Below are 12,976 nucleotides of genomic sequence, written 5' to 3' on the forward strand. Positions count from 1 at the left end.
GGCCGAGCACATCCTCAACGCGATCCGCGGCACGGCGTGCCCTGTCCATGCTCCTCACCGGCGGATCCGCCGTGCAACCACACCGCCTCGCGAGCCACCCCAGCCCAGCCAGGACCTCGATGTCGCCACCGAAGATCCGGCGCCCACGGTGCGGGCAAGGTCAAGAGCCCTTCGCGACCGGTTCAAGGATCGCGACGCACTCCACATGATGAGTCATCGGAAACAGATCGAACGCCCGCAGCGACCGCACCTTGTAGCCGCCGTCGCGGAAGTACGCCAGGTCGCGGGCGAGGGCGGCCGGGTCGCAGGCGACGTAGGCGATGCGGCGGGCGCCGAGGGACGCGAGGTGTTCGACCGTCTTCTTGCCGGCGCCGGCGCGCGGCGGGTCGAGGACGATGAGGTCGACCTCGGTGATGCCGGTGCGCGGCAGGACCGTCTCGACCTTGCCCTGTTCGATGCGGACGCGGTCGAAGCCGGCGAGGTTGTGCCGGGCGTCCTCCACCGCGCGCTTGCCCGACTCGATGCCGAGGACCGCGCCCTTGTCTCCCAGACGGTCCGCGAGGGCGCCGGCGAAGAGGCCGACGCCGCAGTACAGGTCGAGGGCCATCTCGCCCTTGCGCGGCAGCAGGCCCTGCATCACGGCGAGCACGAGGGTGTCGGCGGCCTTCGGGTGGACCTGCCAGAAACCGCCGCTGCCGACACGGTACGTACGGCCGTCGGCGCGCTCGCGCACGAACGCGCGGCCGTGCACGCGGTGGATGCCGCCGTCGTGCTCCTCGACGCGCATGACGGAGACGGGCCGGTCCAGCTCGACCAGGGGAAGGCGGGCGCCGGGCCGGGGCTCCAGGATCACCATGCGGTCCTGGGATCCGGTCGCCGCGATCGCCTCGACCGACTCCATGCCGGACCAGTCGCGCTCCTCGATGCCCAGCTCGCTGACGCCCGGCGCCGCGATCATGCAGTGCTCGATGGGCTCGACCTCGTGCGAGCGGTGGCGGCGCAGCCCGGCGTTGCCGTCGGCGTCGACCGCGTACTGCATGCGCGTGCGCCAGGCCGGGACCTCGCCCGCCGGCAGCTTGTCGCCTTCGGCGGGCATCACGGTGCCGTCCCAGCCCGCCTCCTCGGGCGTGAGGCCCGCGAGGCGCTGGAGCTGCTCGGCGATGACCTCGCCCTTGAAGCGGCGCTGCGCGCCCGGCTTGGCGTGCTGCCAGTCGCAGCCGCCGCAGTGGCCGGGGCCGGCGTACGGGCAGGGCGCCTCGACCCGGTCCTTGGACGCGGAGAGGATCGTCACCGCGTCCGCGCGCAGGAAGCGCGCGCCCTCCTCGCCCTCCGTCACGCGTGCGACGACGCGCTCGCCGGGCAGGGCGTGCCGGACGAAGAGGACCTGCCCCTCGCTCGTACGGGCGATGCAGTGGCCGCCATGGGCCACGGGGCCGATCTCGACCTCGTACTCCTCCCCCACCAACGACCCCGCCTGCGACTTCTTCGGTTCTGCCTGCATGGCGGGGTGACTCCAGATGAGAAAGGGGGAACGGCCGGACAACAGCCCACCAGTCTACGTGGACGCCGCCCGGCCGCTCACCACGAGTCCGTCAGCCCTTCGCGGGCCCCGAGGAAGACCCCGGAGCGGTCGCCGAGGACTCCTTCGGGCGCTCCTCCGCCGGACCCCGGCGCACCGCACCCGGCGCGCTCCAGTCCTGCCGCTTGCGGGCCCGCTGCTTCGCCGCCTCGGAGGACTCCAGCTGGTAGGGCACGGAGGTCACCATGACGCCGGGAGTGAACAGCAGTCGGCCCTTGAGGCGCAGGGCGCTCTGGTTGTGCAGCAGATGCTCGTACCAGTGGCCGACCACGTACTCGGGGATGATCACCGACACCGCGTCGCGCGGGGACTCGCGGCGCAGGCCCTTCACGTACTCGATGACCGGGCGGGTGATCTCGCGGTACGGCGAGTCGAGGACCTTCAGCGGTACGTCGATGCCGCGCCGCTCCCACTCCTCGCGCAGCGCCTTCGTCTCGGCCGGGTCGACGTTGACACTGAGCGCTTCGAGGGTGTCGCTGCGCATCAGCTTGGCGTAGGCGAGGGCCCGCAGCGTCGGTCGGTGGATCTTGGAGATGAGGACGACGGAGTGGACGCGGGAGGGGCGGACGCTGTCGTCGGAGGGGCCCTCCGGGGCGGCGATCTCCTCGGCGACCCGGTCGTAGTGCTTACGGATCGCGCTCATCGTCGCGTAGAAGATCACCATGCCGAGCAGCGCGACCCAGGCGCCGTGGGTGAACTTGGTGACCAGGACGACGACCAGCACCAGGCCGGTGAAGAAGGCGCCGAAGGCGTTGATGGCGCGGGAGCGCATCATGTGGCGCCGCTTGGCCTGGTCCTTCTCGGTGCGCAGATGGCGGTTCCAGTGCCGGACCATGCCGGTCTGGCTGAGCGTGAAGGAGACGAACACGCCGACGATGTAGAGCTGGATGAGGCGCGTCGAGTCGGCGCCGTAGATGACGACGAGGAGCATGGCCGCGCCCGCGAGCAGCACGATGCCGTTGGAGAAGGCGAGGCGGTCGCCGCGGGTGTGCAGCTGGCGCGGCAGGTAGCGGTCCTGGGCGAGGATCGAGCCGAGCAGCGGGAAGCCGTTGTACGCGGTGTTGGCGGCCAGGAACAGGACCAGCGCGGTGGCCGCGGCCAGCACGATGAACAGGAAGCTGCCCTTGCCGAACACGGCCTCGGCGACCTGCGAGATCACCGGGTTCTGGACATAGCCGGAACCGATCGCGACACCGTTGTGGATCAGGTCGGTGGCCGGGTTCTCGGCCATCCTGACCTTGGTCTCCATGGCGAGGGCGATGATGCCGCAGAACATGGTGACGGCGAGCAGGCCCATCGCCGCGAGCGTGGTCGCGGCGTTCTTCGACTTCGGCTTGCGGAACGCGGGGACGCCGTTGGAGATCGCCTCGACGCCGGTGAGCGCGGCACAGCCGGAGGAGAAGGCGCGCAGGAGCAGGAAGACAAGGGCGAACCCGGCGAGTCCCTGGTGTTCGGCCTTGATGTGGTAGTCGGCGGTGGGTGCCCGCATGGTGTCGTTCAGGACGAGCCCGCGGAAGGCGCCCCACGCGATCATGATGAAGACGCCCGCCACGAAGACGTACGTCGGAATCGCGAAGAGCTTTCCGGACTCCTTGACTCCGCGCAGGTTCATCAGCGTGAGCAGCACGATGACGGCCACCGCGCAGGCCACCTTGTGCTCGACCACGAAGGGGATCGCCGAGCCGAGGTTCTCGATGCCGGAGGCGATGGAGACGGCGACGGTGAGGACGTAGTCGACGAGCAGGGCGCTGGCGACCGTGAGTCCGGCCTTGGGGCCGAGGTTGGTGTTGGCCACCTCGTAGTCGCCGCCGCCGCTCGGGTAGGCGTGCACGTTCTGCCGGTAGGAGGCGACCACCGTGAACATCAGCACGACGACCGCGAGCGCGATCCAGGGGCTGAAGTGGTAGGCCGACACGCCCGCGATGGAAAGGACCAGCAGCACTTCTCCGGGCGCGTAGGCCACGGAGGAGAGCGGGTCGGAAGCGAAGACGGGGAGTGCGATGCGCTTCGGCAGGAGCGTTTCCCCAAGCCGATCACTGCGCAGTGCGCGCCCGATCAGGATCCGTTTGGGCACGTCGGTCAGTTTGGACACGCAGAGGATCGTAAGCGTTCGAACGGGGGGTCGCCCACCCACCGCCCCGCATCAGCCGCGCATCGGACGCCCCATCTGCCCTCCGAGTGAAAACAGAGGCGGGCCCAGCTGCGGATTCCGTGGCTACGGACATCCGCATGCCTATATGACAAAAGTCCACTCATTCCCGGCTTTGGAGGTTCCATGCATGCCACCGCGGAGCTCATCGGCGCCGTCGCCGGACTCGTCGGCCTCGGATTCCTGACCCTGGCGAGCGTTCGCAGCATCACACGCCGCTGATCACTCCCCCGCCCCCGTCGGTCGACGAAAACCCGCAGGCGACAGTGCACAGGGGTGCCCCCGACGGACCGTGCGTGTGTAGCTTGGGCGGCGGTCTGAGACCCTGTTTAGCCTGAGCCGTAACCATTCACATGCGGAAGGACGGTCGTGCACATCGTCATCATGGGCTGCGGAAGAGTGGGTTCCGCTCTTGCCCAGACCCTGGAGCAACAGGGGCACACGGTCGCCGTGATCGACCAGGACCCCACCGCCTTCCGACGGTTGGGCTCCGGGTTCGGCGGCCGACGTGTCACCGGAGTCGGCTTCGACCAGGACACCCTGCGAGAGGCGGGCATCGAGGAGGCCGGCGCGTTCGCCGCGGTCTCCAGCGGTGACAACTCGAACATCATCGCCGCACGGGTGGCCCGCGAGATGTTCGGCATCGAGAACGTCGCGGCACGTATCTACGACCCCCGCCGCGCCGAGGTCTACCAGCGCCTGGGCATCCCGACCGTCGCCACCGTCCGCTGGACGGCCGACCAGATGCTGCGCCGGCTGCTGCCCTCGGGCGCCGAGCCGCTGTGGCGCGACCCCACCGGCGGTGTCCAGCTCGCCGAGGTGCACACCTCCGCGGGCTGGGTCGGTCACAAGATCAGCCGGCTCCAGGACGAGACGGGCGTACGCGTGGCCTTCCTCACCCGGCTGGGCGAGGCGATCCTGCCCACCTCGCAGACGGTGTTGCAGGAAGGCGACCTGGTGCACGTGATGATGCGCACCGACGAGGTGGACAAGGTCGAGGCGGCGTTCGCCAAGGGCCCTGAAGAGGAGGCCGGTCACTGATGAGGGTCGCCATTGCCGGTGCCGGTGCCGTGGGCCGCTCGATCGCGGGCGAGCTCCTGGAGAACGGCCACGAGGTCCTGCTGATCGACAAGGCGCCGACCGCCATCTCGGTCGAGCGCGTCCCGCAGGCGGAGTGGCTGCTCGCCGACGCCTGCGAGATCACCTCCCTGGACGAGGCAGCGCTCCAGCGCTGCAACGTGGCCATCGCGGCCACGGGGGACGACAAGGTCAACCTCGTCGTCTCCCTGCTCGCGAAGACCGAGTACGGGGTCCCGCGGGTCGTCGCCCGCGTCAACAACCCGAAGAACGAGTGGCTCTTCAACGAGTCCTGGGGCGTCGACGTCGCCGTCTCCACCCCGCGCCTGATGTCGGCCCTGGTCGAGGAGGCCGTCAGCGTCGGCGACCTCGTCCGGCTGCTCCGCTTCAGCCACGGCGACGCCAACCTCGTCGAGCTGACCCTGCCGCCGGAGTCCGCCCTGGCCGGTACGACGGTGGGCGACGTGGAGTGGCCTCAGGACACCTCCCTGGTGACCATCATCCGCGGTACCCGCGTCCTCACCCCGTCCCAGGAGGACTCCCTGGAGGCGGGCGACGAACTCCTCTTCGTGGCCGCGCAGGCCCGCGAGGAGCAGCTGGAGGACTTGCTGTCGGTGCGGCGCGAGGACACCACGAGCTAGTTCTTTCCCGTGGTACGACGGTGGGGGCGCCCTGAGATCTCAGGGCGCCCCCACCGTCGTACACACTTCGGACTCGACGCCTCCCGACGCCGTACGGCCGAAAACGCCGATCACTCCCCGACGCCGTACGTACAGCCGAAGACGGCGGTCACGCCCCGACGCCGTACGTACAGCCGAAGACGGCGGTCACGCTTTCGGCCGCCGTCCGGGCGAATACCCCGGTCACGCCTCCCGGCGGTGCCGGGTCGGCGCGGTCTCACCGTGCTCCTCGGCGAGCGCGGCCTTGCGCTCCTTCTCCGCCTTCTCCTCCGCCTCCATCTCGGCGAACACGTCGATCGGCGGGGGCGCCTTGGCCAGGAAGACCCAGGTCAGCCAGACGGCGAGCAGGAACGGCGGGATCTTCAGGGCGATCAGGACCCAGCCGAACTGGGTGGTGTCGGCCCACCAGTAGAGCGGGAACAGCACCGCGCACTTGGCGAGCAGGATCAGGCCCCAGGCCCAACTGGCCTTCGCGTATGCCTTCTTGCGGCCGGGGTTGCGGGTGCGCCAGGAGAGATTCTCCTTGAAGACCGGGCCGAGGATCAGGCCGATCAGGGGGACGCCCGCGAGGGTCGTGACGATGTAGGCGATGGCCAGGCCGAGCGTGTAGAGCATGCCCGGCAGGTAGAAGTCCTTCGCGTTGCCCGTCATCATCGCGAAGACCACGCCGAAGGCGACGCCGAAGACGCCGCTGAAGGCGTGCTTGACGGTGTCGCGCATGACGAGGCGGACCACGACGAGCAGCAGGGACACCCCGAGGGCGGCGATCGCCGACCAGTGCAGGTCCTTGTTGATCGTGAAGATGGTGACGAAGAGGAGGCCGGGCACCACGGTCTCGACCATGCCCCGCACGCCGCCGAACGCCTCGAAGAGCGCGGCCTCGGTCACCGCCCTCGAGTCCTGCTGGGCGTCTTCGGTCGGCTTGTCGAGCGACGTCACCGGCTACTCCCGTCCGAGCGGTCTGAGTTCGTACTTCGGGTTGAACAGCACCCTACGGCCCCGGCTCATCGAAATGCGGCCCGATGCGATCAGCTTGCGCCCCGGCTCGATCCCGACGATGGAGCGCCGGCCGAGCCAGACCACGTCCAGGGCCGCCGAGCCGTCGAACAGCTCGGCCTCCAGGGCCGGGACTCCGGCGCGTGGCCGTAGAGTGACCGTGCGCAAGGTACCAGTAACCGTGACGATCTGTCGGTCGTGGCAGTCACCGATGCGGGTGCAGCCCGTGGTCACGGTGTCCTCCCGCAGCTCCTCGGACTCCAGGTCCTGCTGGGACGAGGAGAGCCGGTCTATCATGCGCCGGAACCGGCCCGCCGGCTTTTCGGAACGAGGAACAGCACTCATATCTGAAGCGTACCGGGGGCCGCCGACACCTACGTAACCGCGAGGGTCGGCGATGACGCGGAGCGAAGGTCGGCGATTTCGAGGCCACAAGGGCAAGCGCTCACATACCCGCGAGGTCATCGCTCGAACCGGTAACCCATCCCCGGCTCCGTGATGAAGTGCTTCGGGTGCGAGGGGTCCGTCTCCAGCTTGCGGCGCAGCTGGGCCATGTAGACCCTCAGGTAGTTCGTCTCCGTGCCGTACGAGGGCCCCCACACCTCCTGGAGCAGCTGTTTCTGGCTGACCAGGCGGCCCGTGTTGCGGACCAGCACCTCCAGGAGGTGCCACTCCGTGGGGGTCAGGCGGACGTCGCGGCCGTCGCGGTTGACCTTCTTCGCGACCAGGTCGACGGTGAACCCCTCCGCCTCGACCATCACGTCGTCCTCGTCGCCCCCGGTGGGCTCGGCACGGCGGACGGCGGCGCGCAGCCGGGCCAGCAGTTCGTCCATGCCGAACGGCTTGGTGACGTAGTCGTCGGCGCCCGCGTCGAGCGCCTCGACCTTCTCGTCGGAGGAGTGCCGCGCGGACAGCACCAGGATCGGCACCCGCGTCCAGCCGCGCAGCCCCTTGATCACCTCGACGCCGTCCATGTCGGGCAGGCCCAGGTCCAGTACGACGACGTCGGGGTGGCGGGCGGCTGCGAGCTGGAGCGCGGTGGCTCCGTCGGGGGCCGCGTCGACCTCGTACTTGCGCGCCCTCAGGTTGATCACCAGGGCTCGGGTGATCTGCGGCTCGTCGTCGACCACGAGGACCCGGGTCATGAGACCTGCCTTTCCGCTGCTGATGTTGCCGTGGCCAGGTCGGGACGGCGTTCCACCGCCGGGACCGTGAGCACCATGGTGAGTCCGCCGCCGGGGGTGTCCTCGGCGTTGAGCGTGCCGCCCATCGCCTCGGCGAAGCCGCGGGCGACCGCGAGGCCGAGGCCCACGCCGGCGCCGCGCGGGGCGTCGCCGTAGCGCTGGAAGGGCGCGAAGATGCGCTCCTTGGCCTCGTCCGGGACGCCCGGGCCGCGGTCGACCACCCGTACCTCCACACGGTCGGCGAGGGCGCTCGCGGACACCAGGACCCGTTCGTCGACGGGGCTGTACTTGACGGCGTTCTCGACGAGGTTGGCGACCGAGCGCTCCAGCAGCCCGGCGTCGACGGCGACCATCGGCAGGCTCTCCGGGATCTCCAGCTCCACGGTCTCCTCGGGGACGCCGCCGAGCGCCATCGGGACCACCTCGTCGAGGTCGATCTCGCGGATCAGCGGGGTGACGGTGCCGGTCTGGAGGCGGGACATGTCCAGCAGGTTGCCCACCAGGTGGTCGAGCCGGTCGGCGCCGTCCTCGATGCCTTCGAGGAGCTCCGCCCGGTCCTCCTCGGACCAGGCCACGTCGTCGGACCGCAGCGAGGAGACGGCGGCCTTGATCCCGGCGAGCGGGGTGCGCAGATCGTGGCTGACGGCGGCCAGCAGCGCGGTGCGGATGCGGTTGCCCTCGGCCAGCGTGCGCGCCTGGTCGGCCTCGTGCTGGAGGCGCTGGCGGTCGAGGACCACCGCGGCCTGTGCGGCGAAGGCGGCGAGCACCCGGCGGTCCGAGGCGGGCAGCACGCGTCCGGACAGGGCGAGCGCCATGTGGTCGCCGACCGGCATGTCGACGTCCGCGTCCTCGGGACGGTTCGAGGGTCCCGGGCCCACGCTGCCCGCGCACGTCCACGGCGCGACGTCGCTCTCCCGCTCCAGCAGCGCGACCGACTCCATCCCGAACGTCTCCCGGACCCGATCCAGCAGGGCCACCAGGCTGGTCTCGCCGCGCAGCACGCTGCCCGCCAGGAAGGAGAGGATCTCCGACTCGGCGCGCAGGTGCGCGGCCTGGTGCGTACGGCGGGCGGCCAGGTCCACCACCGACGCCACCGACACGGCGACGCCGACGAAGATCGCGATGGCGACGATGTTCTTGGGGTCGGCGATGGTCAGCCGGTGCAGGGGCGGCGTGTAGTAGTAGTTCAGCAGCAGCGAGCCGAAGGCCGCCGAGGCCAGCGCCGGGTAGAGGCCGCCGAGCAGGGCCGCCGCCACCGTCAGCGCCAGGAACAGCAGCATGTCGTTGGCGAGGCCGAGGTCGACGGTGTTCAGCAGGAGCGCCAGGATCACCGGGCCGCCCACGCCGACCAGCCAGCCCCAGATGATCCGGGAGCGTCCGAGCCGCGCGCCGCGCGCGACCGGCAGTCCGCGCCCCTTGGCGACCTCTTCGTGGGTGACGATGTGGACGTCCAGGTCGGGGCCCGACTCCCGGGCGACCGTGGTGCCGACGCCCGGTCCGAACACGTACTGCCAGGTCTTGCGGCGCGAGGAGCCGAGCACGATCTGGGTGGCGTTGACGCCCCGGGCGAAGTCCAGGAGGGAGGCCGGAATGTCGTCCCCGATGACATGGTGGAACGTTCCGCCCAGGTCCTCGACCAGGGTGCGCTGGACGGCGAGTTCCTTGGGCGAGGCGGAGGTGAGCCCGTCGCTGCGGGCGATGTAGACGGCCATCACCTCGCCGCCCGCGCCCTTCTCCGCGAGGCGTGCGGCACGGCGGATCAGGGTGCGACCCTCGGGGCCGCCCGTCAGCCCCACCACGATGCGCTCCCGCGACCCCCAGATCTTGGAGACCCGGTGGTCGCTGCGGTACTGGGTGAGGTACTCGTCGACCCGGTCGGCGACCCAGAGCAGCGCCAGCTCACGCAGGGCGGTGAGGTTGCCGGGCCGGAAGTAGTTGGACAGGGCCGCGTCGACGTTGTCGGACTTGTAGATGTTGCCGTGCGCCATCCGCCGCCGCAGTGCCTGGGGCGACATGTCGACGAGTTCGATCTGGTCGGCCCGGCGCACCACCTCGTCCGGGACGGTCTCCCGCTGCCGTACGCCCGTTATCGACTCGACGACATCGCCGAGTGACTCCAGATGCTGGATGTTGACGGTCGAGACGACGTCGATGCCGGCCGCGAGCAGCTCCTCCACGTCCTGCCAGCGCTTGTCGTTGCGCGAACCGGGGACGTTGGTGTGCGCGAGCTCGTCCACCAGGGCGACGGCCGGGGCGCGCTCCAGTACGGCGTCCACGTCCATCTCGGTGAAGACGGACCCCCGGTACTCCAGCTCCTTGCGCGGGACCTGCTCGAGACCGTGCAGCATCACCTCGGTGCGCGGCCGGTGGTGGTGCTCCACGAAGGCGACCGCACAGTCGGTCCCGCGCTCGACGCGCCGGTGCGCCTCGGAGAGCATGGCGTACGTCTTGCCGACGCCCGGTGCCGCACCGAGATAGATCCGAAGCTTGCCGCGTCCCATGACCCCTATTGTCTTCCCGTCACCGCCGTGTACGCAGCGTCAACCTTACGGCCGGGATTTCCGGCAAAAGGGACGGGGAGGGTCGCCGGCCGACGACCTTGACGCAACCCTGATGCGCCGGCCGGCTCGCGCCAGGGCACACCGGCGTCCGCGCCCGACCGGACGACTCATACCCCTCCCCCGTCGGCCGGGCGCCGCATGTTCGGCGGGCGCCCGGCCGGGCACGGGGTCGGGGCGGTGCGAGTCGGCTCCTCGGTGATCGGCTCAGCTCGGGTTGTCCCCGTGGGTCAGCGTCTCCCAGGCCACGAAGAGGTTGTTGCTGCCGGCCGGGCGGTTCTGCTGGGTCAGCGTCTGGGTGTTGGTCATCGCGTAGCCCAGGCGGTTGTGCATGGCGTTGTAGCCGACCTCGGTGATGGGCCCGAGGCCGAGGTTGAGCGAGCCGCCGCACAGCCAGCTCGGCACCGCCTCGCCCAGTTGGTACTTGGACTGGAAGCCGAGCGCCTGCCGCAGCCGCTCGCCGACGTCGGTGCCGTACAGGTCCTGGCCCTGGATGCGGCTGGTCTCGGCGACGTGCGAGATGGCCGAGATGCCGTACCCGGTGTGCGTGAAGTCGCGGCACGTCTCCTGGGTGAGCCCGGTGACGAAGGTGGACTGTCCCTGCCAGTAGCTGACGATCTTCGCCGTGGTGTCGAGGTTCTGGCTCGGCACCGTCTTCGGCACGGACCCGTCGGAGGAGAGGTAGATGTACGCCGCCGTACGCGTCCGGAACTTCGACATCGCCTTGTCGTACGACGTCTTGTCCTCGAGGAACACGGAGATGCCGATGGCGGCCTCCATCATCGACAGCTCCCAGTTCCCGTTGGAATTGGAGCCGTTGATGATCTCGGGGAGGTACACGTCGCGCAGCATGGTCGCGAAGCGGCCGGAGTTCGCCCACGTCCCGGTGTACGTGTACTTGATGATCTCGGCGGCCTTGGGCCACGAGGATCCGGCCCAGCCGGTCTGCAGCGGCGCGTTGCTGTTGGTGTGGTCCTTGATCACCGCCGACCAGGCGTCCATCAGCTCGATCGACTTCTTCGCGTACCGGTCGTCGCGCGTGATGTACCAGGCGAGGGCGTCGGTGTACGCGGCTATCGCGTCCTCGCGCTCGTCCGTACAACCGTAGTTGGGGTTGGAGTACGAGCCGCACTCGACGGTCGCGCGGGGCGCGGCGGTACGGGTCAGCGAGGCGTACTTGCTCGCCATCATCTGGTCGAACGCGCCCTTCCAGGGCTGGGCGCCGGCGTTGACCTTGGTGCGGGCGAAGTCCAACTGCCCCTTGGAGACGGTGACTCCGGGGTGCACGAAGGTGGCGGGGGCCGCCTCCGCCTGGTGCGCGCCCGGCCAGGAGAGGAATCCGGCGACCAGGGCGGCGGTCGCCGCGGCGACGGTGGCGAGCAGGGCCGGCCGCCGTCCGCGGCGGTGAGCTGCGGGGGTGTCGGGCATGTGGGGGGCCATCCGTTCTCGTATGTGAACGACGCACTGGGGACTGAACACACGCGTTGGCCGGGACCATAGGTACAGACCAGTCGTCCGTCAAGACCTGAAGGAAGACGCGCAGCTCAACTGAGGTTCATGGATGAGAACTTGGATGTGACCTGGGCGTACGGGCGCTGGGCGTACGGCCGTAGGGCAGGCGTGCGCAGGGCATTCGGCCGTAGGCATGGCGTGCGCAGGGCAGACGGCCGCAGGGCAGTCGGGCGGAGGGCACACGGCCGTAGGGCAGGCATGCGCAGGGCATACGGCCGCAGGGCAGTTGGGCGCAGGGCAGACAGGCGCCGGTGCCGACTCCGGGCGGACTGACGGGCCCACCAGATGCTGCGGGCGCTCGGACTTCCGGCTGGCGGGCGAAACCGGCGAACCGGCCGAGGGGCGGACGGCCGGACGGGCGGACGGGCGGACGGGCCTGGGCATACGAAAAGGCCGCACCCTCGGGTGAGGGTGCGGCCCATCCATGTGTGACCAAATGTCACCAACTGCCGCGTCTCTGTGACCGACTGTCGCGTCTAGCGGACCTCGGTGATCTCCGGCCCGCGCTGCAACTGCCCCATGCCGCCGGAGAAGCGGGAACCGCTCTGCTCCTCCTGCTGCACGCCCTCGGCCACCATCTGCGCGTCGTCAGGCAGCTTCAGGACGATCGGGTCCCGCGGGGCCATCGGGCCCTCGCCGCGGACGACGACCGTGTCCCGGAAGATCTGCTCCAGCAGACCCGCGGCCTGCGGCTGCACCGCGCCCTGCCCGGAGATCACTCCGCGCAGGAACCAGCGGGGGCCGTCCACGCCGACGAAACGCACGACCTGGAAACCGCCCGTGCCGTCCGGCAGCTGCACCGGCACCTGCGCCCGCAGCTCCCAGCCCAGCGGCCCCTCGACCTCGTCGATGACACCGCCCTGCTGGGTGATCCCGGAGGCGATCTCCTCGCGCACCTCGCCCCAGATGCCCTCGCGCTTGGGAGCGGCGAAGGCCTGGAGCTGGATGGCGCTGTCCTTCAGCACGACGGTGGCCGCGACGATCGCATCGCCCGCGACCTCCACCCGCAGCTCCATGCCGTCGACTCCGGGCACGAAGAGACCGCCCAGGTCCACCCGGCCCTCGGCCGGATCGCGGACCTCGGAGCCGTCCCATGGCCCGTCGGGCCGCGGCTCGGGCTCGAGCCGCACGCGCTCACGCTCGGCTGCTTCGTCCGCCTCAGTGTCGAACTCGTCGACGACCTGCTCGGCCTCGCCCGCCGCGTCCTCGGCGGCACTGCCCTTCTTGCGACGTCCGAACAC

The 12,976-nt window shown here is 70.2% G+C and carries 10 protein-coding genes; 2 read left to right on the top strand and 8 right to left on the bottom strand.

The genetic code is table 11. The annotated features are described in order from the left end of the window. Positions 1–160: 160 nt before the first annotated feature. Positions 161–1,501, bottom strand: a complete 1,341-nt coding sequence (locus ACFVXA_RS10145; protein WP_390024581.1) for a class I SAM-dependent RNA methyltransferase — start codon at positions 1,499–1,501, stop codon at positions 161–163. Positions 1,502–1,592: 91 nt separating this feature from the next. Further along, positions 1,593–3,671: an APC family permease gene (locus ACFVXA_RS10150; RefSeq protein WP_362017175.1), complete on the bottom strand. Its 2,079-nt coding sequence runs from the start codon at positions 3,669–3,671 to the stop codon at positions 1,593–1,595. Positions 3,672–4,097: 426 nt separating this feature from the next. Between ACFVXA_RS10150 and ACFVXA_RS10155 the strand changes: the two genes are divergently transcribed. Further along, the gene (locus tag ACFVXA_RS10155) at positions 4,098–4,769 is read left to right on the top strand and encodes a TrkA family potassium uptake protein (protein WP_362017173.1); all 672 of its coding nucleotides are present in this window, start codon (positions 4,098–4,100) and stop codon (positions 4,767–4,769) included. Further along, positions 4,769–5,446: a TrkA family potassium uptake protein gene (locus ACFVXA_RS10160; RefSeq protein ID WP_362017171.1), complete on the top strand. Its 678-nt coding sequence runs from the start codon at positions 4,769–4,771 to the stop codon at positions 5,444–5,446. Before ACFVXA_RS10155 ends, ACFVXA_RS10160 begins: the two co-directional genes overlap by 1 nt. Before the next feature lie 222 nt (positions 5,447–5,668). Here ACFVXA_RS10160 and ACFVXA_RS10165 read toward each other — a convergent pair whose 3' ends face one another. From ACFVXA_RS10165 to ACFVXA_RS10190, 6 genes are all read right to left on the bottom strand, one after another. After that, positions 5,669–6,424, bottom strand: coding sequence for a DUF3159 domain-containing protein (locus ACFVXA_RS10165; RefSeq protein ID WP_362017169.1), 756 nt, complete (start codon positions 6,422–6,424; stop codon positions 5,669–5,671). A gap of 3 nt (positions 6,425–6,427) precedes the next feature. Beyond that, complete coding sequence (locus tag ACFVXA_RS10170; protein ID WP_362017167.1) at positions 6,428–6,826, bottom strand: OB-fold nucleic acid binding domain-containing protein; 399 nt, start codon at positions 6,824–6,826, stop codon at positions 6,428–6,430. Between the two features lie 116 nt (positions 6,827–6,942). Then, the gene (locus tag ACFVXA_RS10175; RefSeq protein WP_389513788.1) at positions 6,943–7,626 is read right to left on the bottom strand and encodes a response regulator; all 684 of its coding nucleotides are present in this window, start codon (positions 7,624–7,626) and stop codon (positions 6,943–6,945) included. Beyond that, positions 7,623–10,166: an ATP-binding protein gene (locus ACFVXA_RS10180; protein ID WP_390024583.1), complete on the bottom strand. Its 2,544-nt coding sequence runs from the start codon at positions 10,164–10,166 to the stop codon at positions 7,623–7,625. Before ACFVXA_RS10180 ends, ACFVXA_RS10175 begins: the two co-directional genes overlap by 4 nt. Positions 10,167–10,430: 264 nt before the next feature. Next, complete coding sequence (locus ACFVXA_RS10185) at positions 10,431–11,651, bottom strand: alginate lyase family protein (RefSeq protein ID WP_383906610.1); 1,221 nt, start codon at positions 11,649–11,651, stop codon at positions 10,431–10,433. Between the two features lie 560 nt (positions 11,652–12,211). Then, a complete protein-coding gene (locus tag ACFVXA_RS10190; RefSeq protein WP_362017159.1) occupies positions 12,212–12,976 on the bottom strand; it encodes a DUF3710 domain-containing protein in 765 nt (254 codons plus the stop codon).

Origin of the sequence: Streptomyces sp. NPDC058246 (assembly GCF_042881985.1) — a bacterium.
Lineage (GTDB): Bacteria > Actinomycetota > Actinomycetes > Streptomycetales > Streptomycetaceae > Streptomyces.

What these genes read in the sequence shown, in the direction of transcription:
- ACFVXA_RS10160 (WP_362017171.1), top strand. Translation starts at nt 4,769, where the DNA reads ATGAGGGTCGCCATTGCCGGTGCCGGTGCCGTGGGCCGCTCGATCGCG.
- ACFVXA_RS10180 (WP_390024583.1), bottom strand. Translation starts at nt 10,166, where the DNA reads ATGGGACGCGGCAAGCTTCGGATCTATCTCGGTGCGGCACCGGGCGTC.
- ACFVXA_RS10175 (WP_389513788.1), bottom strand. Translation starts at nt 7,626, where the DNA reads ATGACCCGGGTCCTCGTGGTCGACGACGAGCCGCAGATCACCCGAGCC.
- ACFVXA_RS10170 (WP_362017167.1), bottom strand. Translation starts at nt 6,826, where the DNA reads ATGAGTGCTGTTCCTCGTTCCGAAAAGCCGGCGGGCCGGTTCCGGCGC.
- ACFVXA_RS10185 (WP_383906610.1), bottom strand. Translation starts at nt 11,651, where the DNA reads ATGCCCGACACCCCCGCAGCTCACCGCCGCGGACGGCGGCCGGCCCTG.
- ACFVXA_RS10145 (WP_390024581.1), bottom strand. Translation starts at nt 1,501, where the DNA reads ATGCAGGCAGAACCGAAGAAGTCGCAGGCGGGGTCGTTGGTGGGGGAG.